The sequence below is a fragment of the Pseudomonas sp. YeP6b genome (assembly GCF_025642995.1).
Taxonomy (GTDB): domain Bacteria; phylum Pseudomonadota; class Gammaproteobacteria; order Pseudomonadales; family Pseudomonadaceae; genus Aquipseudomonas.
The window spans coordinates 3,390,858-3,416,778 of the sequence record NZ_CP080090.1; the positions used below are offsets into that span (position 1 = coordinate 3,390,858).

Genomic DNA, 25,921 nt, shown 5'->3' on the forward strand with positions numbered 1-25,921 from the left:
AGTGACCTGCCGGGCTTAGGTTTATGTTGTCCTCAAGTCTGAGCCTGGGAGTGTCTGCTGAGCTTCCTGACGATGCGTTTCCCCAATAAACATATACATCGCCGGCACCATAAACAACGTCAGCAGCGTACCAATCGACAGCCCGGCAAAGATCACCAGCCCCATATCATGTCGCCCCGCAGCCCCGGCGCCGGAGGCCCACACCAGTGGCACTACGCCCAGCACCATCGCCGCCGTGGTCATCAGGATTGGGCGCAGACGCACGGCCGCTGCCTCTTCAATCGCCTCACGCTTGCTGTGGCCGGCGCGCTGCAATTCGTTGGCGAACTGCACGATCAGAATCCCGTGTTTGGTGATCAAACCGAGTAGCGTCACCAGGCCGACCTGGGTGTAGACGTTGATCGAGGCGTAACCCATGGTGATGAAGGCGAGGGCACCAAACAGGGCGGGCGGCACCGAGAACAGGATTACCACCGGGTCGCGGAAGCTCTCGAATTGGAAGGCCAGGGCCAGGTAAACGATCAGGATCGAGAACATCAGCAACCCGAAAAAGCCGCCTGACTCTTGGATGAACTGGCGTGACTCGCCGGCAAAGTCTGAGGTGTAGCCCGAGGGCGCCACGTTGGCGAGGATCGTGTTGAGTTTGGCCAGCAGTTCGCCTTGGGCCACGCCACTGACGCCTGACAGCGTTGCCGAGTTGAGCTGCTGGAAGTGGTTGATCGATTCGGGCTGCGTCGAGGTCTCGATATGCGCCACCGTACGGGCCTGGATCATGGCACCTGCCGGTGTGCGAATGTAGTAGTCGAGAATCTGCTCCGGGTTCAGGCGGTTGACCTGTAGCACTTGGGGTATGACTTTGTACGAGCGCCCGGCGGTCGAGAAGTAGTTCACGTAGTTGCCGCCCAACGCCGCAGACAGCGCGGCGCCGACGTCTGCCTGAGTCATGCCCAACGCTGCGATTTTTTCCCGGTCGACTACCAGCCGTGCCTGGGGTTTATCCAGTTTCAAATCCATGTCAGCGAACCAGAACAGCTGTTGTTTTTGCGCTTCGGCCATCACCGCTTGCGCGACTTCATTGAGGTTTTCCACCGAATCGGTGGTGGTGATCACAAACTGCACCGGTAAACCCTGGGCGCCCGGCAACGACGGCAGCGGGAAGGCCGCAATGGTCACGCCCGGCACCTGGTTCCATTTTTGCTGCAGGTCGAGTATCAGCTGGGCCTGGGAGCGCGTGCGATCATCCCAGGTTTTCAGCAGCACGCCGCCCAGGCCTTGGTTGAGGATGGGCAAGCCGGTGAGTTGGAACATCTGCGCGTATTCAGGCTCTTTGTTGGCGATCTGGAAGGCCTGGTCGGCAATGCGCTCCATCTGCTGCGGCGAAGCCGTCGGCGCGCCTTTGATCTGCATGAACACCAGCCCTTGGTCTTCGGTGGGCGACAGTTCACTTTTGGCGGTCATGCCACTGGCGGCGACCAGCAGGAACAGCACAAAGCCAAAGGTCACCAGCACCGGCCAGATATCCAGCCCGCCGGACAGGACGCGGTGATAACGCCCACGCAGCCAGTCAAAGTACTGGTCGAGCTTGCGCGCGAAACGGCCTTCTTCCTTCCCGGTTTTGAACAGCTTGGAGGTCATCATAGGCGACAGCGTCAATGCCACCACGGCCGACACGGTCACGGCACCCGCCAACGAGAAACAGAACTCCTTGAACAGTGCCCCGGTGAGCCCGCTGCGCAGGCCGATGGGCACGTACGCGGCAATCAACACCACGGTCATCGCGATGATCGGGCCGCCCAGTTCCCGCGCCGCGATCAGCGCGGCTTCCAGTACGCCTTTGCCTTCTTCCTTGATATGCCGGTCGACGTTTTCCACCACGATAATCGCGTCGTCCACCACCAAGCCGATCGCCAACACCAGCGCGAGCAGGGTCAGCAGGTTAATTGAGTAACCCAGCAGGTACATGATGAAGAAGGTCCCGACCAGCGACAGCGGAATCGCCACCAGCGGCACGATCACCGCGCGGAACGAACCGAGGAACAGGTAGATGACCACCGAGACAATGAGCATCGCCTCGACCAAGGTCTTCACCACCTCGTAAATCGAGGTATTGATGAACGCCGTGGAGTCATACACGATCTCGCCGCGCACGCCGGCGGGCAGTTGCGATTGCAGCTCGGGGAAGGCTTCGCGCACGCTGTCGGCGACGGTCAGGATGTTCGCGGTGGGCGCCGCCTTGATGCCGATGAACACCGAACGCTTGCCGGAAAACGCCACGCTGCTGTCGTAGCTTTCGGCGCCGAGGGTGACGGTGGCCACATCCGCCAGGTACACCAGCGCGTCGCCTTTCTGTTTGATCACCAGCCGTTTGAATTCATCCACCGTGTGCAAATCGGTGCCGGCGGTCAGGTCCACTGTCACGGTTTGCCCGCGCGTCGAGCCGACGGCAGACAGGTAGTTGTTGTTGGCCAAGGCGGTGGACACGTCCTGCGCCGTGACGTTATGCGCGGCCAGTTTGTCCGGGTCCATCCAGGCGCGCAGGGCGAACTGGCGCCCGCCGAGGATTTCTGCGGTTTGCACGCCCTGGATCGAATCCAGCTTGGGCTTGACCACCCGCACCAGGTAATCGGTGATGTTGTTGGTGGCCAGCGTGTCGCTGTAGAAGCCCAGGTACATGGCGTCGGTGGTCTGCCCCACGGCAATTGTCAGCACCGGTTCCTGGGACTGGGCCGGCAGCTGGTTCTTGACCGAGTTGACCTGGGTGTTGATCTCGGTGAGTGCCTTGCTGGCGTCGTAGTTCAGCCGCAGTGTGGCGGTAATGGTCGAGACGCCGGTGATGCTGGTCGAGGATAAATAGTCGATGCCCTGGGCTTGGGCGATGGCCGACTCAAGTGGCTGGGTGATAAAGCCGGCGACCGTGGATGCATCGGCGCCGTAGTAGGCGGTGGTGATAGTGACCACGGTATTTTCGGTGCGCGGCCATTGGTTCACCGGCAGTTCGAAGATCGAGCGCAGCCCCAGGATCAGGATGAACAGCGAGACCACCACGGCCCAGACCGGCCGCTGAATAAAGGTATCGGTAAGCTTCATGGGCCACCTTTAGTGTTCTTGAGGAGTCGGCGCGGAGTCATTCAGCGGCGCGGCGCTGTTATCGACCTTTACCGGCGAGCCATTTTTGAGCTTCATCTGGCCGCTGGTAATCAACAGATCGCCTTCCTTCACGCCCGACAAAATCGCGACCTGATCACCACGGGTCGGCCCGGTCTTGATGAAGGTTTGCTGTGCGGTGAGTACTTCCTCGCCCTTGTCATTTTTGCTCGACGTGGCGATGAACACCGTGGTGCCGTAAGGGTTGTAAGTCACCGAGGTTTGCGGAACAGTGAGGTAGCGCTGGGTGGTGCCCGAGTTGACCACCGCGCGGGCGAACATGCCCGGTACCAGGCTTTGCTTGGGGTTCTCTACGGTGGCTTCGACGGTGACGTTGCGCGTGGTTGAGTCAAACTGGGTGTCGATGGTGCTGATCCGGCCGCTGAAAGTTTGGTTGGACAGGCCGTCAGCCGTCACCGCCACACCTTGGCCGATGGCGATGGCCGCCAGCTGAGTCTGTGGCACGCTGAAGTCGATGTAGATCGGGTCAAAGGTCTGCAGCGTAGCGATTTTGTCGCCGGGGTTGAGGTATTGCCCGGGGTTGACGCTGGTAATGCCGATGCGCCCGGCAAACGGTGCGCGAATGGTTTTTTTCGCCACCAGCGCGCGCTGTTGTTCGGCAGCGGCGAGTTTGGCTTTCAGGTCGGCGGTGTCGGTGTCGACTTGGGCTTGGGAGATGGCGTTTACCGCCAGTTGCGCCTTGTCGCGCTTGAGCACGATGCCGGCCAGGTCGGCAGTCGCCTCCAAGGCGTGCAATTGCGCGATATCCGAGTCGGCATTCAATTGAACCAGCAACGCCTGGGCTGCCACCTCTTGCCCGGGTTTGAAGCCAATCGTGCGCACGATGCCACCGACTTCAGTGGTCACGTCCACGCCGCGCACCGCCTTCATCGAGCCCACGGCGGAAACGCTCGGCTGCCAATCGCTGAACGGCACCTGCATGGCCGTCACCACGGCGGCAGGCAGCGGCGCTTTGGATTGGGCGATCAGCGCTGAAATCTGCACGAATTTCACCCCGGCAATGATCGCGACGATCACCAGTACCACCGCGACCATGATCAGCATCGGCCGCCACAGGCGACGCTTGCGCGGTACGCCGGGCTCGGGGGGCAGGGCAGAGGCAGTCTGAACGTCAGCCATGGGGGTTCTCACTGTTTCAATGATTCAATTCAGGTGCAGCCTTATTGCTGGCTGGCATGATCTCTTGCCACGACGGCAGGCCGAAGCGGTCCGGCTTGCCCTTAGTGGCGGGGTCCACATCCGTGCGATTCCACCAGCCGCCACCCAATGCCTGGAACAGCGCTGTGGTGTCGCTGTAGCGGGCGGCCTGGGCTTTGACGCGCGCGAGCACGGTGTTTTGGTAGGTTTGCTGGGCCGTGAGCAAGTTGATATACGCCACCGCGCCGAGGCGGAACTGGGCTTGCACCAGGTCCAGGTTGGCTTGCGCGGAGCGTTCGGCCACGACCTGTTGATTGAGCGCATCGGCATCCGCCTCCAGCGCCCGCAACGCGTTGGCCACATCTTGGAACGCAGTAATCACCGTGCCGCGATAGCGCGCGGCGGACTCGTCATAAGCGGCCACGGCCGCACGTTTGCGGTGTTCGAGTGCGCCGGCATCAAAGATCGGTTGGGTGATAGAACCGGCCAGGCTCCAGACGCCGCTGCCCGATGAAAACAATTTGGTCCCGCTCGCCACTGTAGAGCCCAACGCCCCGGTAATGCTGAACTGCGGCAACTGATTGGCGACGGCCACACCAATATTGGCGCTGGCCTGATGCAGTTGCGCCTGCGCTGAACGCACATCCGGGCGCTGGCCAACGATGGCCGAGGGCAGGCTGACCGGCAATTCTTCCGGCAAGTGCAAGGAAGCCAGGTTGAATCGCTCGCCTTGATCCTGGTTCGGAAAGCGCCCGAGGTACGCCATCAACTGGTTGCGGGTCTGTGCCAATTGCTTTTGCAGCGGCGGCAAGGTCGCACGGGTTTGCGCCAGAGCGGTTTGCTGCGTGAGCACGTCGCTATCGCCGATGGCGCCCAGTCGGCGCTGAGCTTGCAGCAGGTCGAGCTGACCGCCCTGCAGTTTGATGATTTCTTCAGTGGCGGCGACCTGATCACGTAACGACGCTAGGCTCACGGCGGTGTTGACCACATTGGAGGTCAAGGTGAGGTAAGTCGCCTCGAGTTGGAAGCGCTCGTACTCGGCTTGCGCCGTGGTGGATTCGATTTGCCGGCGCGTGCCGCCGAACACATCCGGGGCGTACGACACGCTCAGCGACGCAGAACTCACGGTGAGAATGGGTGATTCGGAGATGCCTGACGTGACGCCCGAGACCTTCTCACGGGCTTTCTGTACGTTGCCGCTCACCGAGGGAAACAGCGACGCCTGGTCGGCATACACCCGCTCGTTGGCCTGGCGTAACGCTGCTTGGGCGGCGCTCACATCCGGGTTCGCGCGCAGGGCCTCTTCGACCAGGGCGTTGAGTGTTGGGGAACGGAACAGCGTCCACCATTGCCCGGGAATATCCATCCCGGCGATCAGCCGCTGCGCAGCGCCACCGGGGTCGATATCCGCCTGGGCCGTGCGGGTGAGTTTTTCGCGTGAATAGTCGGCATTCGCTGGCACATCGGGCCGTGAGAAATCAGGCCCGACGGTACAGCCGGCGAGGGCGAGGCACAGCAGGCTCAGCGGAGCCAGAAGGTATGAATGTCGAGATGGGGTGCGGGCTTTTGCTGCCGCTGATGCACGCCGCCGAAGCTGATCTTTCATATTTACTCTGATTAATCAGTTGGTTAACTGCTTTTATGGTTGAGCAAAAACGTGCTGGTACATCCGGCGGAGCCACTGAAAAACAACGCGGGCTGCGTGGGTTTAAACCAGTGTAGGCGGCGCCAGGCACCGTGCAATGTGCAGGCGCATCGCCCATGCGCTGAAAATGCGTGAGCCGCATTATTTATGAATTACGTTATGCGTTATCAGTATTTTACACGCGCTATTTATAACCGCCTCGTATGAACCCCTACGAACACTGCCGAGACCGCACGCGCGGATCGACTTGCATGCCTGACCAGGCATCTGGAGACGAACGTGCGTTACCTGACAAAACTGGCGGCCGGGTTGGCTGCCACTGCGCTGTGCCTGACCGCGAACGCGCAAACGCTAGTGGTGGGTGACCAAAGCTACAACGCCCAAGCCGTGATGGAGGCGGCGGGCGTGCTTGAAAACCTGCCGTACACACTTGAATGGAAGCAGTTCACCGCAGGCTCGCCGGTTGCCGAAGCACTCAACGCCAACAGCCTGGATATCGGCCTGCTCGGTGATGCGCCGGTGCTGTTCCTGGGCGCATTGGGCGCATTGGGCGCGCCGATCAAGGTGATTGCCGTCAGCCGGCAAAACCTCGACGGCGTGGCCATCCTGGTCAGAAAGGACTCGTCGATTCACAGCCTGGCCGATCTTGCCGGCAAGCGTGCGGCGGTGTGGAAGGGTTCATGGAGCCAGCAATTGTTGCTCACTGCGCTGGACAAAGCCGGCGTCCCGCGCGACTCACTCGAACTGCGCTACCTCAGCGCACTGGACGCCTCCCATGCGCTGGAAGGTGGCTCGGTTGACGTCATCGCCACCTGGGAACCCTACGTCACGCAACAGGAACGCCAAGGGGCGCGGGTGCTTGCAACCGCTGAAGGTTTGATCCCGGCCCAGAGCTTTATTGCCGCTAACGCCAAGGCTGTCGATGCCAAGCGCGCGCAAATCAGCGACTTCCTCCAGCGCCTGAAAAAAGCCCGCGACTGGACGCGCCAAAACCCGGCCAACGCTGACGCCTATGCTGATGCCTGGGCCAAACGCACCCGCGCCGATGCGGCCATCGCCCGCGCCTGGTTTGCCCGCGCGCGCACCACGGTCGAACCGCTCACGGCGCAATCGCCGGTAGACGCGCAAAAGACCGTGGACTTCTTCGCAAACCAGGGCCTGGTCAAGTCTTACTCGGCAGCTAGCCTGTTCGACGACTCCTTCACGGCCTCCTTGCAGCCAGTCGTCGCCAAAACCCAGCCCTGAACGCTTCAAGGAATATTTCAGCCATGACCAAAAGACAGCTCAAACTCGGTGCCCTGACCATGGGTTGCGGCGGGCCGGGCCGCCACAACCTATGGCTAGACCCGCAATTGCCGGCCGACGCCAGCGTCAACGTCGACTGGTACATCGACATTGCCCGCCAGGCCGAGGCAGCCCTGTTCGACTTGATGTTTATCGTCGACAGCCAGTTCATCACACCGGGCTCGCCCTCCCATTACCTCAATCGCCTGGAGCCGCTGACGCTGCTGTCCGCGCTGGCCGTCACCACGCGGCATTTGGGGCTGGTCGGTACGCTGACGACCTCTTACAACTCGCCCTATAACGTCGCGCGACGCCTGGCCTCACTCGACCTGATCAGCAAAGGCCGCGCCGGCTGGAACGTGGTCACCAGCGGCGACGCCGGCACTGCGGGCAACTACAGCCGCGACGAGCACTACGACTACGACACCCGCTACGGCCGCGCCGCCGAACACGTCCAAGTGGTGCAAGGCCTGTGGAACTCCTACGAGGAAGACGCCTTCGTGCGTGACCGTGCGACCGGGCAGTTCCTCGACCCAAGCAAACTGCACAGCCTGAACCACAAGGGCGAACACTTTTCGGTGGTCGGCCCGCTGAACATCCAACGCTCACCGCAAGGCCAGCCGGTGATCTTCCAGGCCGGTGATTCAGAGCAAGGCCGCGACCTGGGCGCCGCCACGGCGGATGTGATCTTCACCCACGCGGCCAGCATCGAACAGGGCCAGGCGTTTTACCGGGATATAAAGGGCAGGGCGACGCAACACGGTCGCGACCCGGAGCAATTATTGGTCATGCCCGGCGCCGAGATTTATGTGGGCGACACCGATGAGCACGCACGTGAAATCGAGCAGCACTACCATCAGGCGGATCACAGTTTTGAACTGGCGCTCAAGGAGTTTGGGCGCAACTTCGGCTGGCATGATTTCAGCCAGTACGACCTCGATGCGCCGTTTCCGCAAGAGAGCCTGGAAGCGGCACGCAGCAGCTTTTTCACCAATGCCAAACGCATTGCTGACCAGGCACGGGAGAAAGGCTTCACGTTGCGCCAGGCGGTGGAGTTTGGACGGCAACTACGCCCGGGGGCGTTTGTGGGGACGGCGGATACGGTTGCGCGGAAGATGGAGGAGTGGCTCCAGGCGCGGGCGGTGGATGGGTTCAATATCTATATTGGGCATCCGCAGCAGTTCATGCGGTTTACGCAGGAAGTTGTACCGTTGCTGCAGGCGCGTGGGGTGTATCGCACGTCGTATGAGGGGACGACACTGCGCGAGAGTTTGGGGTTGGGGATTGCGAGGTTTCGCGGCTGAAACCGTCGGACGGGGTCATGTACACCGCGCCGAATGGGTCAAGGCGCTTGCGGATTTCTACCGATTGAGGCTGCTGTGTAGGGACGGGGAGAGCGACTCTGAGGATTGAGGAAAAATCAGCCGCATTTTTCAGAAAGTTCCTAAAGAAATCCGCCGAATGATATTCATATGCTATTTCTTCTTTACAGCAGCTAGAGCGCCACATGTCGAACAACCTTGAGGCTTTTATCGTCCGCCTTCCAAGTGAGCTTCACACAAAAATTAAGACCACTGCAAAGGCCGACAGACGAAGCATGAATAATGAGATTGTCGGGAGGCTTGAGGGATCCTTTTCAGCAACCCGACTAGTCGCCACTGACGATAAACTTAAAGCGGTATTATTTGAGCACATTGCTACGCTCGAGGAGGAAATTGAGCGTTTGCACAAACAATTGCCTGCCTCCCGGTAGAGCGCGGGGGCTATTGGATTTTAAGGGCGGTCCTAAACACACTGGGCCGATTGAGTTGCAAACTGAATTCGTGTTTGGCAACCAGGTTCTTTACCTCGCATGGATTGCGTGACCTGGTTGCCGAACACTCCCGCGCCACAAAACACCCGCTCAACCAAGGCGTTTAGCCAGGCCGCGGTCAGGCCCTTGCCGCGCCTGAGTGCGTGGGTGAAACCGAGTTCGGTTCGCTGACTTCCCGCTTACGGAACCAGGTTATCGTCGAAGTCTTCACGTTCGATGGTTGTGTATGCTTGCGCGCGAATGCCACCTTCGGAATAAGTGCAGAGTCGACTTGTCGCTTTCTTGCCCTGCGGACGCACGACTATTCCCTCGCTCATGTCAGGGTCGTTGGGTTCCCCAGGGGTAAAGTTAGTGCGCACCATACGGTCGAAAACGGCGTAGGTTACCCCACGATTGATGAAGCGCAGATGTGCCTCGCCACCCCCTGAGTAGCCCGTAGAACTGAACCAGAAATGACCATTCGGTGGACTCAGCTTCTCGGGATAGCTCAACTCAATGTTGCCGGGCGTACCAAATCGGTATTGCACATAGCCTGTTGTCGCTGAGAAACCCTGCGATGCGCACACCGAGATCATCTTCGGGCCGGAGTCGCATCCGAACAGTAGCGTTTCTTGCGCCTTACACAGATAGCTCTGTTCCGACGTCTCTGCGCGCGCGGCGAGTGCTATAGCCCCCATCGTCAGGATGCAAACGCCCTTTAGTACCGTGACTTGAATGCTCATGATGGCCCCCGAATTTTCCACTGTAAAATTTATCAGTATTTATGCTGTGCTGTCGGAAAACCAAGGGTTTTAGGCTTACATCCTTGCGAGCCAACAGAGCTACAACTCCTGTCTACGTCATATGCGCGTGCACTTGAGGCAGCCAAGGGCTTCGGCGCGTACCTTTGTTCACAAGCGCAAAAAAAGATTGAATATTCACATCAATTGTTATTTAAATAACAACACAATAGCGTCACGACCGCCCTGGACGTGCTCGCAATAAGATGGGATGACCCTGTGAATGACAATTGAACAGCGTTTGATGGAACAGGCCAAGCGTGCCGCCCAGAGCACGTACTCGCCTTACTCCCACTTTCCGGTCGGCGCGGCGTTGCTGACCGCCGACGGTGAGGTGGTACAGGGTTGCAACGTGGAGAACATCTCCTACGGGCTGACCAACTGTGCCGAGCGCAGCGCGTTGTTCAGCGCCATCAGCCAGGGCCATGCGCCAGGCAGTTTCAAGGCCATGGCGGTTTATGCACCCAACGTTTCACTGATAAGCCCTTGCGGTGCCTGCCGCCAGGTGATGCTGGAGTTGATGGCCAAGGATGCAGTGGTGATTTGTCAGGGCAGTGACCCGGCCGCCACGCGTACCTGGACCCTGGAGCAATTGCTGCCGGGCGCCTTCGACGCTTTCTAATCCTGGGCAGGCCTTCGGGTCTGCATCCGCGTGGTCCATTGTTGAGACGCCTGCATGATCAGTCTTGTCGGAATAGCGACCCTTATTCTCATTGCCATTGCTTTATCTCACCAGCGACGTTCGATCAACTGGCGCACGGTTTCGGTCGCGTTTTTGATCCAGGTCTTGATCGGTGCTTTTGCGCTGTACGTGCCGTGGGGCCAGACGGTGCTGGCCTCGCTGTCGGGGGCGGTGGCGTCGCTGCAGCTTTACGCGAACAAAGGCATCGAGTTTCTGTTCGGCGGCCTGAGTTCGCCGCACATGTTTGAAGTGTTCGGCAGTGGCGGGTTTGTGTTCGCCATCCGGGTTTTGCCGATGATCGTGTTCTTCGGCAGCTTTATCTCGGTGCTGTATTACATCGGCGTGATGGGCTGGATCATCCGGCTGGTGGGTGGCACCTTGCGCCTGTTGCTGGGTACCAGTCGCATCGAGTCGATGGTGGTGACCTCGGCGATTTTCATCGGCCAGTCGGAAGTGCCGCTGGTGGTTCGGCCATTCATTGCCAAGCTGACGCGCTCTGAGCTGTTCGCGGTGATGGTCGGTGGTTTCGCCGCAGTGGCCGGCTCGGTGCTGCTGGGCTATGCCGGGTTGGGCGTGGAGCTTAAGTACCTGATCGCGGCGTGTTTCATGTCGGCGCCGGGGGCCCTGTTGATGGCCAAGCTCATGGAGCCGGAAACCGAAGCGGCCTGCACCGAACAGGTGATTGAGGAACTGGGCAAGGCTGAGAATCGCCCCACCAATATCATCGACGCCGCCGCCGAGGGCGCCCAGGTCGGCTTGCGCCTGGCCTTGTCCGTCGGCGCCATGTTGCTGGCGTTTATCGCGTTGATTGCGCTGTTCAATGGGCTGTTGGGCTGGGCGGGCAACTGGTTTGGCTACCCGCAGCTGACCCTGCAACTGGTCCTCGGGCATGTGTTGGCGCCCCTCGCTTTTCTGCTCGGGGTGCCGTGGCATGAGGCGGTCCTGGCCGGCGGTTTTATCGGTGAAAAACTGGTGCTCAACGAGTTTGTCGCCTATGCCGACCTGGCTAACTACCTGACCCCGGCCAAGGCCACCGAAGCCGGTGTGCCGCTGTTGTCGGTCCACACCCAGGTGATCGTCACCTTCGCCCTGTGCGGCTTTGCCAATCTGTCTTCGATTGCGATTCAACTGGGCGGCCTCACGGGTATCGCCCCGCAACGTCGCCAGGAACTGGCGCGGCTGGGCTTGCGGGCGATGATCGGCGGCACGCTTTCTAACCTGATGAGTGCGGCGATTGTCGGCTTTTCATTTCGCTGTAAGGAGCACGGTATGTGGTTGCCACAAGAAGTGATTCGGCGTAAACGCGACGGGCATGCGCTTGGTGCGATGGACATTCAACGGTTTGTCGCCGGCATTGCCGACGGCAGCCTCAGCGATGGGCAGGTGGCCGCGTTCGCCATGGCGGTATTCATCAAGGGCATGGACGTGAGTGAACGTCTGGCCTTGACCGAGGCGATGCGCGACTCCGGCCAAGTGCTGAAGTGGGACCTGCCCGGGCCAATCGTGGACAAGCATTCCACCGGTGGCGTCGGCGACATGATCAGCCTGCTGCTGGCGCCGTTGCTGGCGGCCTGCGGCTGTTACGTGCCGATGATTTCCGGGCGAGGCCTGGGGCACACCGGCGGCACCCTGGACAAGCTTGAAAGCATCCCCGGCTACGACTGCCAACCCAGCCCTGAACGCCTGCGCGCGGTGGTGGCCGAGGTCGGTTGCGCCATTATCGGCCAGACCGCCAACCTGGCGCCCGCGGATAAGCGCCTGTATGTGATCCGCGATGTGACCGGGTCGGTGGAGTCGATTGATCTGATCACTGCGTCGATCCTCGGCAAGAAACTCGCCGCCGGCCTCGACGTCTTGATCATGGATGTGAAGACCGGCAACGGCGCCTTCATGGCCGAGCCGGAACAGGCGCGAGCGCTGGCCGCCAGCATCGTCGCAGTGGCCAACGGCGCTGGGGTCAACACCCGCGCGCTGATCACTGACATGAACCAGCCACTGGCCCGCAGTGCCGGCAACGCCCTGGAAGTTGCCGAAGCGGTCGCCTTGCTCAAGGGCGAGGTGCGCAGTGAACGCTTGTGGGCGGTGACCTTGGCGCTGGCTACTCAAGTGCTGACGATGGCCGGTATTGCGAGGGACGACGCTCACGCCCGTGATCAATTGCATCGGGCCTGGGAGAGCGGGGCAGCCTTGCAGCGATTCGAGCGCATGGTCAGTGCGCTGGGCGGCCCGCAGGGTTTTACTGGCAACCCCGAAGCGCATTTACCCAAGGCCGCCGTGTCGGTACCGGTGTGGCCTGAGGAGGAGGGCTGCGTCACCGAGATCGACACCCGCGCGGTGGGCTTGGCGGTGGTGGCATTGGGCGGCGGGCGCAGTCATCCCGACGACGTGCTGGACCTGTCCGTCGGCTTCAGCGAGTTGGCCTTTGTTGGTGAACAGGTGAGCGCGCAACGGCCTTTGGGTTGGGTACACGCACGCACTAAAGAGCAGGCCGGGCAGGGCGCATCCGCCTTGCGCGCAGCCTACCGGCTAGGCGGTGAACGCCTGGCCGCACGCGACTTGATCCAGGCAATGCTATGAGCAAGGCCATCGTGTTGGTGCTGGATTCGTTGGGCATCGGCGCCAGTGCCGACGCGGCCCAGTTTGGCGATGCAGGCGCCGACACCTTGCGCCATATCGCCCAGGCGTGTGCCCGTGGCGAAGCCAATGGCCCGTTGCGCCAGGGGCCGTTGTGCCTGCCGAATCTGGGGCGGCTGGGGTTGGGGGCCGCAGCGGCGGCCAGTGGTGACGGGCCGTTGCCGGGCTACTGGGGAGACGCGGCACCGGTGGGTGCCTACGGCCATGCGCGCGAGCAATCCTCAGGCAAGGACACTCCTTCCGGGCATTGGGAGATGATGGGCGTGCCGGTGTTGTTCGACTGGGGGTATTTCGAGCGGCCGGTCGACTCCTTCCCGCCACAGTTGCTGGCCGACCTGATTGAGCGGGCAGGGTTGCCGGGTATCCTGGGCAACTGCCACGCCTCAGGCACCACAGTGCTGGACGACTTGGGTGAGGCACACATCCGCAGCAAGCAGCCGATTTGCTACACCTCGGCCGACAGCGTGATGCAGATCGCCGCTCATGAACGCCATTTCGGGCTTGATGAGCTGTACCGGGTGTGTGAAATCGCACGCGATTTGTGTGATGAATACACCGTCGGCAGGGTCATTGCTCGACCGTTCACCGGCGAGCACGCGGGCGAGTTCCGCCGCACTGGCAATCGCCGCGACTACACGGTGCCACCGCCGTCGCCGACGCTGCTTGATCGCGTGTGCGAAGCCGGCGGCAGCGTGCATGCGGTGGGCAAAATCGGCGATATCTTCGCGCACCGCGGCATCAGCCGGTTGTACAAGGCCGACGGCAACGATGCGCTGTTCGATGCCACACTCAAGGCCTTCCGGGAGGCGCCAGACAACAGCCTGGTGTTTGCCAACTTCGTCGACTTCGACATGCTCTACGGCCACCGCCGCGACCTGGCCGGCTACGCTGCCGCGCTGGAAGCTTTCGACCGCAGGCTGCCGGCGTTATTGGCGTTGATGGACCCGCAAACGTTGCTGATCATCAGCGCCGACCACGGTTGCGACCCGTCTCGGCCTGGCAGCGATCACACCCGCGAGCATGTGCCCGTGTTGGCGTACGGTGCAGGCGTGGCAGCAGGCTGGTTGGGCGAGCGCGGCAGCTTTGCCGATATTGGCCAGACGCTGGCGGCGCATTTGGAGTTGGCGCCGCTGGCGTGGGGGACCTCGTTTTTGCTGAGGGATCATCCTTGAGTCCGCCTGCTTTGGAATCGGGCGGGGTAGCTTGATAGCGGGTTTGCCAATTGATGATCGACGCCTTCAGTAATGTCTGTTCATATGGGCGCTGCACTCGGTTCGCGTCATCACGCCCAGCGGTCGGGCGGACGAACAGGGTAACTAAACCCGCTATCAATCATTATGTGAAGTATGAGTCGTCCACTATTTGTTTCTCTCGATGGGCCCAAGGGAACGGGCAAAACCACGCTTTTGGAGGCCGTTACCCAAGCACTGAGGGCAGGCAACCAAAAGGTGATCCGACTCAGCGAGCAAAAAAGCGATCCCCATAGGGCTGAAACAATGGCTCTCGTAAACGCACTCGTCAGAAACCCCAACCGGGATTTGGAGTTGAGGGTGTGTGAGCGCTTTGCGGATAGCCGTGCCTGGATTTCCCAGCACGTACTGACTAAACAGCCACCCGGTAGCATCATCTTGATTGATCGCTGGTACCCCTCCGATGCAGCGTTTCGCCGAATCGTGCGGTTTGCAGACATTCTGCAGTTAAATATTGATCGAAATGTGCGAGTGCCTGACCTGCATGTCGGCGTTGTCACCGCCCCTGATATTTCATGGGCGAGGGCAGCCGGACGACGGCGCGGGCTGAGCAGTACGGTGATCCATACGCTGGAAGAACATGTCGCGTGTACGCAGGCGTTCGAGCGCGCGATGACCGATCAGGGCTGGGTTTTATGCCGTAATGAAACAACGATCGAGGACGCCACGGCTCAGGTGATTGCTGAGATCTACAGCGTCCTGCGAATGCGGGCGAAGGCTACGCGGAGCTAGTCGCCGTAGCCTTCGTTGTCTTCCTATACCTTAGGCGCCAACCACGAATCTTCGGCTTCGATACCGTCGGGCTCGTACGTCCAGGTGACTTTTTCGTAGGTAAACGCCAGGTCTTCCATGTGGCCCATTTGCTTGTTGTTCGGGTCCAGGCAGTTAGGCGTCCATGACTTCATAGACACCAGCACCGCATTCTCAAGCTTTACCGTGTAGTACTTCTCTTCAGTGCCTTTAGGCGAGATGCGATAGAACTCCAGGGACACAGTTTTCATTTGCTCCCCAGACGTCAGCGCTTGGAAAAGCTTGGGCGAGCCTTTGTCGATTTCCTTGGTGAGGGTCATTGCGCCATGCACGCGCTTGCCTGTCGGGAGCCCGGTTTGAGGGTTTTTCGGTATTTCGATGGTGTGGTCTATGGCCTGCACGAGAATCTTGCCTTCGTGGCCCTGGACTTTGGTCGAACCTTCGATTTTGCCTTGGTTCTGGCCTTCCAGTGTGAGATAGCAGGGCATTGGCATAACGAGTACTCCAGTTCATTCATTGAGGTGAACATACGCGATGGGCCTCGAGCCGCTTCGCGATGGAGTCAGATTACTGAGGGCTGGCAGCCGCCACCCTCCGGTGAATACCTGAATCACTCCTGGATGCACACGCCCAGCTTGAATGCCCATTGAGTAAGGTCCGCAGCATTGTGCGCATCGAGTTTTTTCATCAAGTTCAAACGATGGGTTTCGACGGTTTTCAAGCTGATACATAGCAGCTCGGCAACATCGCGGTTGCGCGCGCCCTCAGCCACCAATTTGAGCACCTGGCGTTCGCGATCGGTCAGAGTGATGCCTGATTGTGTGCTGCTGTTGGCGCGCAGTGCAGCGACCTGGTCGGTGTTTAAATGCGCATCCAGAAACGGCTTGCCCGTGAGCAAGGTGGCAATAGCCGTGACAAGCACGTCACTGGTACTGTTTTTGAGCACGTAACCATCAGCGCCGGCATCCAGCGCGAGGGCGGCGTTTTGCTCGCTGAGACGCGAGGTGAGGGCCAGGATGCGAATACTCGGCCAGCGCTGGCGTATAAGCGGTAATGCGGAAATGCCGTCCATCACCGGCATGTTCAGGTCCAGCAGCAGCAAATCCGGTTCCAGGGCGCGACAGACATCCAATGCCTGGCGGCCATTCTCGGCTTCGCCGACGATCCTGATTCCAGGTACATCAAGCAGCAGGGCACGCAAACCCTCACGCATCAATGGGTGGTCATCTACTACCACGATCCGATAGTCAGCCATAGGTCATCCTTTGAGGGCGTTATTGCAAAACAGCCGCGCGCACGCAGTTTCAAGACTGCGCAAAGCGGCTTCGCAGTTAGCGTATTGTTGTTCTGTACTGTCCTCAAGCAGGCGGGCGAGATGCTCCAGTTCCCGTTCGCCAAATTGCCCGCAGGTGCCTCTGAGCGTGTGTGCCAGATGCGCGAGCTCAGCATGATCAGCCGCATCGCAGGCCGTGCGCATCAAACCGAGTAAACGCTGGGTGTCGACACGAAACAGTTCGCGCAGGCGCGGCGTCATGAGCGGTGAGGTGGGTGAGACGTGAGCGGTATTACTCTGCTGGGGGTTGATGTTGCCCACGGGCATGGGCGCAAGCTCCATGTCGCGCTTGATCTGCCAGGCAATGGCGCTCTCCAGCGCCCTGAACAGTTGGCCTGGCAACACGGGTTTAGCCAGGTAGGCACTGGCGCCTTGGCGCAGGAACTCTTCGCGGTCACTCGTCATGGCATTCGCTGTCAGTGCAATCACCCACGTCTCTTCGTCGAGCACGCCGTACGCACCCGAGCGTAATTTGCGGATGGTTTCCACCCCACCCATTACCGGCATCTGGCTGTCCATCAAGACCACGTCGAAGATCACTTTGCCCAGCAGTTGCAAGGCTTGCTCTCCATTGCTCGCGCACTGATAGCGATGCCCGAACCGCTCAAGATACAGGCAGGCGATTTCACGGTTGGTCGGCACATCGTCAACCACCAGAACGTTGAGTTGGTAAGCGTGGCCACACAGGGTGTCCATGTCCTCGCGTACCGGCGCTACGATAGGTTCATCAGCGGCCAGGGGCGGCAGGGGTAGCACAAGGGTAAACGTCGAGCCGTTGCCCGGTGCGCTTTTGACCCTTAACTCGCCGCCCATGAGCTGCGCCAGGCGGTGACTGATTGAAAGGCCCAACCCAGTACCGCCGTACTCACGAGTGGTCGAGGCGTCGGCTTGGCGAAAAGCATCGAAAATCTGCGCCTGCTTATCCTCGGCAATACCAATACCTGTGTCTTCGACACTAAAACCCACGTTGCCCTCCGAACCCTTCCACACCAGCAATCGCACAGAACCGCTCGGGGTGAACTTGATGGCATTGCCGAGCAGGTTGAGCAGTATCTGGCGCAAGCGCAGCGGGTCGCCCTTGACGCCAGTCGGCACATCGCCGGCGACGTGAACGCTAAGGCGCAGGCGTTTCTCTTGAGCACGCGGCGTAAGCACGTTGACCGCCTCGGCAACCTGCGCCGCCAGGTCAAAGGGCGTGTGTTCCACGGTGAGGTTGCCCGACTCTATTTTGGAGAAATCAAGAATGTCGTTGATCAGTGCCAGCAGCGCATCACCGTTATCGCGGATAGAAGCCACGAAGCGCCGCTCTGGCGCGCCCGCAGACGTGTCAGCGAGCAGATGGCTCATGCCGATGATCGCGTTGAGCGGGGTGCGAATTTCGTGACTCATGTTCGCCAGGAACTCCCCCCTGAGCAGATTCGCCCGGTCGGCGCTCTGCCACGCTTCACGCAACTCGCAAGTGCGTGCTTGTACTTGGCTTTCAAGCCCCAGGCGCTCCCGGTGAACGGTGTCGAGCAGGTCGTTATAGGCGCGGGCAAAACGCCCCAGTTCATCGTCACGTACCACCGGCAAGCGGCGTGTCAGGTCATCGGAGTGGCGGGTTTCTTCAATGGCCTGGGCGAAGCCGGCCAGCGGGCGTGCCAGTTGTTGGCGCAGTACGGTCAGCAAGCCCAGCGTCAACAGCACCAGACCGATGATGGCAAACGGCGCTTCGTTCATGATCAGTTGCAAGGTGTTGGCGCGCAGACGCGCTCGTGGGTAAAGCGACACCAGGTACCAATCCAGTACGTCCAGGCGCGCGACCACCGCAGTGCCATGGCTGAGTTTAAGCTGTTGAGGAAAGGTGCCATGTATGTCCAGGCCCGGTAACGGCGTCGTCAGGTACTGGTAGTCTCTGGGTGCGCCTGCGGGCAGCGATGCGATGGGCAGCCCCGTGTGGTCGATGATGAAGCCGTTGTACCCGCGCAGTAACTGCGACATGCGCGCAAAACGGTCATTGAGTTGCAGGTCATAACCGGTAATGACTTCCACCTTACCGTTCTTGTCGCGGCCTATAGCGGCCACGGTGATCAGTTGCTGCCCGGTATGGGCATCATAGACAGGCCCATCCCAGACGATGTCGGCCTTTGCATCGGGCAGGCGTTTACTCAAGTCTCGCAGGTAGGTGGCACGGCTGGCGGTGAATCCTTTGATGGGGTAGGGGCCCGTGGAAAAGGCCGCGCCGACACCTGGAAAGTAGAAAAACGTATCAACAATCATCGACTGACCCGCAGCGCCATAGGCTTCCGCAGCCACAGCGGCACGGGGCAGTTTCGTCGACGGCTTGGCACCCGGGTCGGAAAGCCAGTAAAGCGTGCTGCGCGGTGACGGCATGTCGAGTTCTTCGCTCACCGGGCTGCGCCATAGTCGCAATAACCTGCGCGCGCCATCGGCGGCCTCTTGCAAATCATCGTTGTCGACGCGAGTGATCAGCTCCACGCGTTGACTGAGCTCCTGCAGTGACTCACGCTCCAGTTGATGGTAGACACGCCACGCACTCAGCCCGGTTGCTACACACCAACTGCCCGCCAGCACCACTACCAGCGCGCAGGTGATGCGCAACGCCAGGGACCTGCGCCATAACGATTTCATTCAGGCGGTGCCTTGAGGGTGGACGAAAATCCAGGCTCAGGGGCGTACGCCCGGCAGTAGGCAATCTGCGCCGGGGGGCGCTGCGCAGCCAACCGCCGTTCGGTAATGCTGCCCTGCGCGGCTTCGCCCATTGTCTCTGCCGCGTCCTGGGCATCCATGGCCGTCAGTTGGTCATTGATGGTCTTCAACTGTTCATCAATCGCCTTGGCCTGGCTACTCGCCGCCTGAGCTTGTTGTTCGGTACGTAACAAGCTGTCGGCGCCGGTGTAGCGGTAGGTGAGTGTCAGGTGGGTAATGTTATCGCTGGCCATCAGGTCACGCTGCTCGGGAAAGTCGTCAGGGGTGAGGGTGCGCTGACCGCTGGCAAACGTCTGCAAAAAGTCGATGAACCCCTGCGCACCGGGCCAATGTTTAGTCAGTGTGTAATGTGCAAACCGTACCTGCAGGCTGACATCGCCGCAAGCCCCGGGCGCCCACGTGAAGTCGGTACTGGTAGGGAAATTAAAGTTATCCAGCACGTTTGAGTGGCTGCTGCATTGCAATGTCAGTCGGGTTTGCTGGGGTAATTGCCTGGCGCCAAGGTTGATCGACACGGGCGTCGCCTGGATGCCGACCACGGCGGCATTGGCTGGCAGGTTGAGCTGCGGCTGCAATGTCGCTTGCTGTGCCTGCAACGCCTTTTGCGCAGCTTGCAGGTTTTGTCGTTGCGCCTGGCGTTCAGCCTGCTGCGCAGCGTTTTGGCGCTTGGCCACTGCCAGGTCCGACTGGGCATGTTGCAGGCGCCCGGCGTAGGTGAGAAACCCATCGTTGAAGGGCACTTTATGCCCCAATGCAGTAACCGCTTTGAAACCCTGTGCATCCTGCTGGATAAAGGTCTTGATCGGGCCTGTGAGAAACTTGGGCACTTGACCGCGCTCGCCATACAGCGTGTCAGTCAACACCACCGGGTCGTGCACACCCGCCACGGCGCTCAATACCTGGCTGTTCCAGTCTTGCTGCAACTGGCAAGCGGCAACCTGCCCGGCATAGTCCATCGCAAAGTCCAGGCCACCGAAAGCCAGTTTCCACACGACCGGCTCGCTCGCGTCACCTTGTGTCAGTTGTCGGCGCAATCCTTCGCGCAGGTCCTGTGCTTCCCACAGGCCCGCGGACTTGATCGACGGATCATTGCCATAGCCCCAATTATCGAGGGCCACCTGGAACGCTTGTGCATCACTCTTGCGCAGGTCGGTCGCCACCGCCTGCAGCTTTTGGTTGAACTGGCTGAGCGCTTTTGCCTGGCTCATATCGGTGTTCACGGCATCCACGCCCTTTGCGACGGAACCGCTGCTGACGCTGCCCTTGAGCACGTCGCTACCCAGGTCATTCGCGGTGCGTAAGTTGCCAAGCAGGCTGGCGTGACCCGACGCAGGCGCTGTTTGCGCCAGTTCAAGCAGACGGTTCACGTGCACGCTCAACTGTGCCCAGGGCCTGCGGTTGGCCACCGGGATCAGTGCGACACGCGCGGCGGCGCGTTGCAGCAGTTGGCGGGAGGGCTCACGCGCTGTGCCAACAGTGCTGAGGATGTCGCGCGATTGAGCTTGATTGTCCCGATCAGCTGGATTCATCGAGAGGTAACCTTCGATAAAGCGATACCAGGCATCCTGCGTGTCATTTTGATACTGAACAAGAAAATGCTCACGTTGATTTTTCCATTCGGCCTGATTGCCCATCGCACAGACCCACTCATCAATGAAGCCCAGAATCGCATTGCGTCCCTCAACGGTGAACGCCCGGGGCAGGGCCGCGTCGGCAGAGGGTGGCACCTGCATGAAGTCAGAATAACGCAGGCTGGGCAATTGGGACTGCTGGTCCGCCCAGGCCTCCAGCCAAGACAACGACCGAGTGGCCAGCCCCAGGCCGTTAAGCTGGCGCAGGGCGTTGGCACGCTCTTCAACCAAGGCTTGCTCGTCGGTTTGCCACCTCAGATAAGCTTTGAAACTGTGACTCAACGAGCGCGCCTGCGTTGCACTGGGCACCTGGTCGGGTAGCAATTGGCCCAGCAGCGGCAGCAATTGTTCTCCCGGCCCCGGCAAGGCATCCAGTGAACCACCGACGAGCCGCGCATTGATCAAGTTGATTTGCCGTACCAACAGCTCCGCGTAGCTGGCGATAAGTGTGTCGTTGTGACTGGTCGCAATCGCTTGCAACTGATCAGGCAGCAGTTTCATGAACAAAGGACGCTGCACGTTATTGTCGAACGCGGTGACGTACCGCGCGCGGTCGTAGCCGATCACTTGACTGACCCGGTGGTGAAACGGCAGCCAGCGCTTCCAGCTCGGGGCCAGTTCATGCTCAAGGTTCTCGATGAACTGGTGCTGCTGCTGGAAGGTTTGCAGATCCTGGTCCAGCCCGTTGCCAAAAGCGCGGGTGCGCGGCCATTCCTGAGTCATCAGGTCCAGTTCGTGACGCACATGGCTGCTGGAGTCAATCAGCAGCGTGGCCAGGGCGCCGCAAGCGACTAACCACAGCACGATGGCTGCATGCCCTGACCAACGACGCCAGTGCCGCCAACCGTCGATGGAGCGATACGCGAAGCGTTGCACAGGCAGCACTCGGTCAAACAGCTCACGGCTGAACCAGCCGACCGGGCTGCCATTTTCATCGACACCTTGGCCGGTTAAAAACAGGCCGGACAACAACGGCGGGGCGCAGTACGGGTTGCGGTCAAACGCGGGTAACAACAATTGCTCGAGGCCCGGACGCAGCGCACCAACGCGCTCAGGCACATGCAGCGCCTGGGCACTGGGTAACCCGCGCTGGCCAAGGTCGATACGCAGTTCGAAGAGACGACGATTGATTTCCCCCAGTACCTTGTCCAGAAACCCCTGGGCATCTGCATCGCCCGCGTCGGCCAGCAGACCGAGTGCCTGCTGGCGTTGATCCTGATTGAGACTGGCGGCCCATTCGTGCATGCCTTCGATGCGCTCAGCGCCTGTAAGCACCAGGTACACCGGCAGGCGTGCTCCGAACACCGTCACCAGGTCATCCACCTGCTGACGCAGGTTCTGCCCAAGCGTTTGCAGGTAAGCGTTATTCGTTTCTTGCAGACGCTCAATCGCAATCGCCAGAATTACGCCGTTCAACGGCTCGCGCCGCCGTGAACGTGCCAGGCGTACCATTAGGCGTTTCCAGGCACTGGCGCAGTCGAGCAAGGGTTTGGCGGGGTCGAGTACCACCGCATGTTCAAAGAACCACCAGTTGAGAACCTTATGCCGAGCTGAACGTAACGGCGTAGCCAAGCCGCTATGGGCCAGCAGTGTGCTTTTGTCGCTGCTGGTATCACCGAGCAGCATGAACCAGGGCAGGGCATGCAGTGCCGAGCCAAAATAGCCCGAGCGGCCCAAACGCGACTGGCGCAGCAAGCGCACACCGTCGTTCCAGCACTGATCGACATCGGGGCTGAGGGGCGCGACGCGGTCCGGCAGGTCGCGCTGCAGGTGCTTGCGCAGGCGCCAACCTTGCCACTGCCGCACGGTCCAGAACAGCAACCAGCCGCCAGACAACACACCAATGACCATCAACGGCAAACACCACAGTGGCCAGCCGCACAGCACCACGACTACCCAACAGGCGCACCCCAGCGTCATCAGCGCGACCATCCAGAACACCGCCACTAGCGCTTTTTTCAACATTTCAATGGGTCTCCATCAGCATCGCGGCAGCCGTTGCCAGCGGCCTGTCCAGGCCGATGTAAAGGGCTGCCAGGCCCAGTAGCGGAATCACGATCAACGCGACAAGCACCAACATGGGCACTCGCCGACGCGTCTGCGCGCGCGCGGCTGTGGCACCGAATGACGGCGGGGCAAATAACCTGCTGGACGCGTCCAGCGTGCGCATCTGGCCGTCACGGGCAATGCGTTGCAGGCATTTGCGGCGAAAGTCGGCCAGTTCATCGCCTGGGCGCGTTGCGTAGTGACCGGCGAAACCCGCGAGCAGGGCCAGGCCAAACACCTCGCGAACCGGCCCGGCATCCTCCGGTAGCGCCTGCAAGCGCTGGAAAAACTCGACCCCAGCCCGTGTGGTAGAAAAGTAGTGGCGCTGTAAGGGCGACCGACGCCAGTCGACGGCGCCGCACCACAGGGTGGTCATTGCCGTTTCATCCACCCAGGCCACGACCGAAAACAGTGATTCGCGCACCCACGTTTCGAGGTAACCGAGTTCACGGGCGCGATCGACCGCAAGGTCCAGCTGGTGGGTGAGGGTTGCTTTCGCGGTGGTCGCCGACGCAGCGGGATCGGCGATGACGCCATGAGTGGTTTCAAAGATGCCGACCCAGCAGTCGGCCAAGCGACTTTCGTTCATGCGCGTACCGCCACCAGCTCTACCAACAAGTCTGCCGGGGCATCAGGCATAAACAGCGCGGCGGCCTGCGCGCTGCAGATTTTTTCCCAGGCGTCACTCAGTGGTTCCAGTCGGTAATAGAGGGCTCCGGGCCGGCGGGGCATGCCTTGCGGCGGCACGTGCAGGAAAATCAGTTCAACCCCCGGTAATGCACGGCTGATCAGGTCAGGCATGTGCTGCGGGGCGCCCAGCTTGCCGTCCAGTTCCAGGTTCTGCGCGAGTCGCGTCGGATCACCCTCGCTGCGCACCACTAGATAGTAGCGGTGGCGCGGGCCAACAAAGGCGTCAGGCAGGGCGCTCTGGAACAACCCATCGCTGGGCAGCAACCGCACCAGCAGTTCTGCGCCGACGCTGATCTCGTTAAGCAATTGGCCTATTAACCCAGCCGCCAGAGTGATGGCCTGGCCGGACTCTTCATGGTGATAGGGCGCCAACAACGAACGGCCATCGGCGGTTTGCCCCAGCATGTCGCAGCGCTCGCTGAACACACTCAGTTCACCCACCAACTGGCGCAGCGTCCCATACACCTGCCACGGTGAAACTTGCGGTGTTTCCAGAAAATGCGTCAGCAGTGGGCCGTAACGGTTAAGGGTGACCAATGCGAGCAAATTTTGCGTGTGTGCGGCATCGAAGTCGCCATAACGCGCATCGCCTGATTGCTTGAAGACCTCCAACTGTCGGGCTCGGCTGACCAATTCGTCACGGGTATCGCGCAACGTTTGCATTAACGCTGGCGAGGCACCGATCATCACGCAAGGGGCGATGTAACGTTCGCACAAATGAATGCGGTCACCGTCGTGCTCCAACCGCGCGACAGGCAACAGCTCATAGGCGCCGAGGTTGTCCAGCTCCTCTTCCCAGAATAAGCGCAAGACGTAGCACATTTGCCGTACCAGCGCTTCGGGGGCTTCTGCGTGCCGATCATTCAGGGGTTGCGGGTCGGCCCTCACCGCGAAGCGCACGCTGGCTTTTTCGGCGTCTTGCAGGTCTTCGAATACCTGCGCGTCAGGTTCGCCCGGCTGGCTGCGCTTGAGGCCGACATACAGTGTGCGGCTGTCACGGGCAAAGTCTGCCTGCGCCAGTGGGCGGCACTCCAGCATGGCATTACCGGGGTACTCCACCAGGCTGCCGTCGGTAAACCGCACCGACAGCTGTTCAATTCGACATTGACGGGACGCCAGTGCCGCCTCACTCAAGCGCATCGATACCAGCCCCCAGGCATGCGGTTGCAGGCAGGCCAGGTGCCTGGTCATGAGGTTTTCCAGGCGTGCGTCATTGTGTTGAAAGTGCTGCGGTTGCAGGAACAGGCCTTGATGCCAGTAAAGCGGTTTGTCGATGTTCATAGGGCACCTCGACAGAGAGAGGAAACACGCGCAACAGCCATCATTGGCTCACGCCAGGCAAGCTGATTTCGCCTTCGACGGGCTGCTCGGTGGCAGGCTTCGCCAGCCGGCTTTGCTGGCTGCGCAATAGCGCGTCAGGCCCAAGCAGTAGATGGATGGCGAGGGGTTTGGGGCAGGCTGACCAGGTTTTGCTGAAGAACCCGGTAGAGGTCACGTCCACGCCAATGCGGTAGAGCTTGACGCTGCGCTGCGGGTCCAAGTGGGCGTAGCCGGCGCTGATACCGACCATTTTTGCGCCCTCCAGGCGTGGCAGGCGCACGGTACGGGTTTGGCCGGGCTCGATAAACAGGCGGGTCAGGCCAATCAGGTCCGGCGGTGCGCTGGGCATCAGCAACAGCTTGCTCAGTTGCTGACTGCTGCCGGCATAGGCACTGAAGGCGTTAGGTTGAGCGAACTGGGTCACGACCAACAGGAGCGAGTGTGGCTGGCCGTCGTATTGGTTGAGATCTTTGTCGGCGGTCAGCGTCAATTCAATGCTGTCATCGGCGTAATTCCATTTCAGCTCGCTCAGCGCCTGTTGCTGTGGTGTCAGGGCGTTACTGCTGCAGGCGCTGAGCAATAGGAATAGGACGAGCCACAGCACGCCAATCGTTTTCAGCGCAGCAGTTTTCAGCGCAACAGTGTTCATCGCAACACCAAGACCTTAGTCTGGCCGGGGGCGCTGACCATACCCACGGTATTCTGGGGCGCGCCGTTATGGCCGGTCAGGCAGGTCATCCGTACGGCAGGCTTGCCGCCGACCATCACGCAGGTGCTGGCGTTGAGGAAGGTCATTTCACCCATGATTCTGCCGCTGACCAGGCCGCCTGCGGCGCCCGCCTGATCGCCATTGCTGACTGTCACTTTGCTCATCACGTTCATCGCCGGCATGCCCATCACCAGCACTTTTGCAACCAAGCCACCGGGATCCGCCATGCTGGTGTCGGCAATGTTGGGATAAGGCATTGGTACAGGCCCGGCCGGGCTTGGTGTATTACACATGTCGGGTGCGGTGGCGGTTGCCACCGCGCCATCATTGGTCAGCATGTACAT

Annotated in this window: 18 protein-coding genes and 2 pseudogenes; 8 read left to right on the forward strand and 12 right to left on the reverse strand. The window is 60.6% G+C overall.

The window, feature by feature from the left end; genetic code table 11:
• Nucleotides 1-21: 21 nt before the first annotated feature.
• The 3 genes from KZH41_RS15075 to KZH41_RS15085 are packed head-to-tail and all read right to left on the reverse strand — an operon-like array spanning nucleotide 22 to nucleotide 5,908.
• On the reverse strand, nucleotides 22-3,087 hold the full coding sequence (locus KZH41_RS15075; protein WP_263272739.1) for an efflux RND transporter permease subunit: 3,066 nt from the start codon (nucleotides 3,085-3,087) through the stop codon (nucleotides 22-24).
• 9 nt (nucleotides 3,088-3,096) lie between these two features.
• Nucleotides 3,097-4,284 carry an efflux RND transporter periplasmic adaptor subunit gene (locus KZH41_RS15080; protein ID WP_094953652.1) on the reverse strand — a complete coding sequence of 396 codons (1,188 nt, stop codon included), beginning with the start codon at nucleotides 4,282-4,284 and terminating at the stop codon, nucleotides 3,097-3,099.
• A gap of 16 nt (nucleotides 4,285-4,300) precedes the next feature.
• Entirely contained in the window at nucleotides 4,301-5,908 is a 1,608-nt protein-coding gene (locus KZH41_RS15085) for an efflux transporter outer membrane subunit (protein ID WP_263272743.1), read from the reverse strand.
• 318 nt (nucleotides 5,909-6,226) lie between these two features.
• On the opposite strand from KZH41_RS15085, the gene KZH41_RS15090 reads away from it, so the two are divergent.
• From KZH41_RS15090 to KZH41_RS15100, 3 genes are all read left to right on the forward strand, one after another.
• Nucleotides 6,227-7,192 (forward strand): ABC transporter substrate-binding protein, encoded by a 966-nt coding sequence (locus KZH41_RS15090; protein WP_263272745.1) that lies wholly within the window; start codon nucleotides 6,227-6,229, stop codon nucleotides 7,190-7,192.
• 23 nt (nucleotides 7,193-7,215) lie between these two features.
• The gene (locus KZH41_RS15095; RefSeq protein WP_263272747.1) at nucleotides 7,216-8,535 is read left to right on the forward strand and encodes an LLM class flavin-dependent oxidoreductase; all 1,320 of its coding nucleotides are present in this window, start codon (nucleotides 7,216-7,218) and stop codon (nucleotides 8,533-8,535) included.
• Between the two features lie 203 nt (nucleotides 8,536-8,738).
• A complete protein-coding gene (locus tag KZH41_RS15100) occupies nucleotides 8,739-8,984 on the forward strand; it encodes an Arc family DNA-binding protein (protein ID WP_263272748.1) in 246 nt (81 codons plus the stop codon).
• Between the two features lie 239 nt (nucleotides 8,985-9,223).
• Here the strand turns inward: KZH41_RS15100 and KZH41_RS15105 are convergent, their stop codons facing one another.
• Nucleotides 9,224-9,766, reverse strand: a complete 543-nt coding sequence (locus KZH41_RS15105; RefSeq protein ID WP_263272750.1) for a hypothetical protein — start codon at nucleotides 9,764-9,766, stop codon at nucleotides 9,224-9,226.
• A gap of 280 nt (nucleotides 9,767-10,046) precedes the next feature.
• Between KZH41_RS15105 and KZH41_RS15110 the strand changes: the two genes are divergently transcribed.
• From KZH41_RS15110 to KZH41_RS15125, 5 genes and pseudogenes are all read left to right on the forward strand, one after another.
• The gene (locus KZH41_RS15110; RefSeq protein WP_094951049.1) at nucleotides 10,047-10,445 is read left to right on the forward strand and encodes a cytidine deaminase; all 399 of its coding nucleotides are present in this window, start codon (nucleotides 10,047-10,049) and stop codon (nucleotides 10,443-10,445) included.
• 54 nt (nucleotides 10,446-10,499) lie between these two features.
• A pseudogene (locus tag KZH41_RS30305) lies at nucleotides 10,500-11,750 on the forward strand (NupC/NupG family nucleoside CNT transporter); the annotation flags it as partial.
• 39 nt (nucleotides 11,751-11,789) lie between these two features.
• Nucleotides 11,790-13,082 (forward strand): annotated as a pseudogene (deoA, locus tag KZH41_RS30310) (thymidine phosphorylase); the annotation flags it as partial.
• Nucleotides 13,079-14,311, forward strand: a complete 1,233-nt coding sequence (locus KZH41_RS15120) for a phosphopentomutase (protein WP_263272755.1) — start codon at nucleotides 13,079-13,081, stop codon at nucleotides 14,309-14,311. The pseudogene deoA and the gene KZH41_RS15120, both read left to right, overlap by 4 nt.
• 174 nt (nucleotides 14,312-14,485) lie before the next feature.
• Complete coding sequence (locus KZH41_RS15125; protein WP_083358426.1) at nucleotides 14,486-15,121, forward strand: dTMP kinase; 636 nt, start codon at nucleotides 14,486-14,488, stop codon at nucleotides 15,119-15,121.
• A 23-nt stretch (nucleotides 15,122-15,144) separates the two neighbouring features.
• Here the strand turns inward: KZH41_RS15125 and KZH41_RS15130 are convergent, their stop codons facing one another.
• The 8 genes from KZH41_RS15130 to KZH41_RS15165 all read right to left on the reverse strand — a co-directional run bounded on the left by KZH41_RS15130 (nucleotide 15,145) and on the right by KZH41_RS15165 (nucleotide 25,921).
• Entirely contained in the window at nucleotides 15,145-15,633 is a 489-nt protein-coding gene (locus KZH41_RS15130) for an Hcp family type VI secretion system effector (RefSeq protein WP_083358425.1), read from the reverse strand.
• Between the two features lie 116 nt (nucleotides 15,634-15,749).
• On the reverse strand, nucleotides 15,750-16,394 hold the full coding sequence (locus KZH41_RS15135) for a two component system response regulator (RefSeq protein ID WP_094951054.1): 645 nt from the start codon (nucleotides 16,392-16,394) through the stop codon (nucleotides 15,750-15,752).
• Nucleotides 16,395-16,397: 3 nt separating this feature from the next.
• On the reverse strand, nucleotides 16,398-19,103 hold the full coding sequence (locus KZH41_RS15140) for an ATP-binding protein (RefSeq protein ID WP_263272760.1): 2,706 nt from the start codon (nucleotides 19,101-19,103) through the stop codon (nucleotides 16,398-16,400).
• Entirely contained in the window at nucleotides 19,100-22,777 is a 3,678-nt protein-coding gene (locus KZH41_RS15145; RefSeq protein WP_263272762.1) for a type VI secretion protein IcmF/TssM N-terminal domain-containing protein, read from the reverse strand. The genes KZH41_RS15140 and KZH41_RS15145 overlap by 4 nt, the downstream gene beginning before the upstream one ends.
• 1 nt (nucleotide 22,778) lies before the next feature.
• A complete protein-coding gene (locus tag KZH41_RS15150; protein ID WP_094951057.1) occupies nucleotides 22,779-23,447 on the reverse strand; it encodes a DotU family type IV/VI secretion system protein in 669 nt (222 codons plus the stop codon).
• Complete coding sequence (gene tssK, locus KZH41_RS15155) at nucleotides 23,444-24,829, reverse strand: type VI secretion system baseplate subunit TssK (protein ID WP_263272765.1); 1,386 nt, start codon at nucleotides 24,827-24,829, stop codon at nucleotides 23,444-23,446. The genes KZH41_RS15150 and tssK overlap by 4 nt, the downstream gene beginning before the upstream one ends.
• A 40-nt stretch (nucleotides 24,830-24,869) precedes the next feature.
• A complete protein-coding gene (gene tssJ / locus KZH41_RS15160) occupies nucleotides 24,870-25,517 on the reverse strand; it encodes a type VI secretion system lipoprotein TssJ (RefSeq protein WP_094951059.1) in 648 nt (215 codons plus the stop codon).
• Nucleotides 25,514-25,921: a DUF4150 domain-containing protein gene (locus KZH41_RS15165; RefSeq protein ID WP_242149397.1), complete on the reverse strand. Its 408-nt coding sequence runs from the start codon at nucleotides 25,919-25,921 to the stop codon at nucleotides 25,514-25,516. The genes tssJ and KZH41_RS15165 overlap by 4 nt, the downstream gene beginning before the upstream one ends.

Excerpts from the sequence above, each read along its gene's own strand:
- KZH41_RS15075 (WP_263272739.1), bottom strand. The coding sequence starts at position 3,087 with ATGAAGCTTACCGATACCTTTATTCAGCGGCCGGTCTGGGCCGTGGTG.
- KZH41_RS15080 (WP_094953652.1), bottom strand. The coding sequence starts at position 4,284 with ATGGCTGACGTTCAGACTGCCTCTGCCCTGCCCCCCGAGCCCGGCGTA.
- KZH41_RS15085 (WP_263272743.1), bottom strand. The coding sequence starts at position 5,908 with ATGAAAGATCAGCTTCGGCGGCGTGCATCAGCGGCAGCAAAAGCCCGC.
- KZH41_RS15095 (WP_263272747.1), top strand. The coding sequence starts at position 7,216 with ATGACCAAAAGACAGCTCAAACTCGGTGCCCTGACCATGGGTTGCGGC.
- KZH41_RS15100 (WP_263272748.1), top strand. The coding sequence starts at position 8,739 with ATGTCGAACAACCTTGAGGCTTTTATCGTCCGCCTTCCAAGTGAGCTT.
- KZH41_RS15105 (WP_263272750.1), bottom strand. The coding sequence starts at position 9,766 with ATGAGCATTCAAGTCACGGTACTAAAGGGCGTTTGCATCCTGACGATG.
- KZH41_RS15110 (WP_094951049.1), top strand. The coding sequence starts at position 10,047 with ATGACAATTGAACAGCGTTTGATGGAACAGGCCAAGCGTGCCGCCCAG.
- KZH41_RS15120 (WP_263272755.1), top strand. The coding sequence starts at position 13,079 with ATGAGCAAGGCCATCGTGTTGGTGCTGGATTCGTTGGGCATCGGCGCC.
- KZH41_RS15125 (WP_083358426.1), top strand. The coding sequence starts at position 14,486 with ATGAGTCGTCCACTATTTGTTTCTCTCGATGGGCCCAAGGGAACGGGC.
- KZH41_RS15130 (WP_083358425.1), bottom strand. The coding sequence starts at position 15,633 with ATGCCAATGCCCTGCTATCTCACACTGGAAGGCCAGAACCAAGGCAAA.
- KZH41_RS15135 (WP_094951054.1), bottom strand. The coding sequence starts at position 16,394 with ATGGCTGACTATCGGATCGTGGTAGTAGATGACCACCCATTGATGCGT.
- KZH41_RS15140 (WP_263272760.1), bottom strand. The coding sequence starts at position 19,103 with ATGAAATCGTTATGGCGCAGGTCCCTGGCGTTGCGCATCACCTGCGCG.
- KZH41_RS15145 (WP_263272762.1), bottom strand. The coding sequence starts at position 22,777 with ATGTTGAAAAAAGCGCTAGTGGCGGTGTTCTGGATGGTCGCGCTGATG.
- KZH41_RS15150 (WP_094951057.1), bottom strand. The coding sequence starts at position 23,447 with ATGAACGAAAGTCGCTTGGCCGACTGCTGGGTCGGCATCTTTGAAACC.
- tssK (WP_263272765.1), bottom strand. The coding sequence starts at position 24,829 with ATGAACATCGACAAACCGCTTTACTGGCATCAAGGCCTGTTCCTGCAA.
- tssJ (WP_094951059.1), bottom strand. The coding sequence starts at position 25,517 with ATGAACACTGTTGCGCTGAAAACTGCTGCGCTGAAAACGATTGGCGTG.
- KZH41_RS15165 (WP_242149397.1), bottom strand. The coding sequence starts at position 25,921 with ATGTACATGCTGACCAATGATGGCGCGGTGGCAACCGCCACCGCACCC.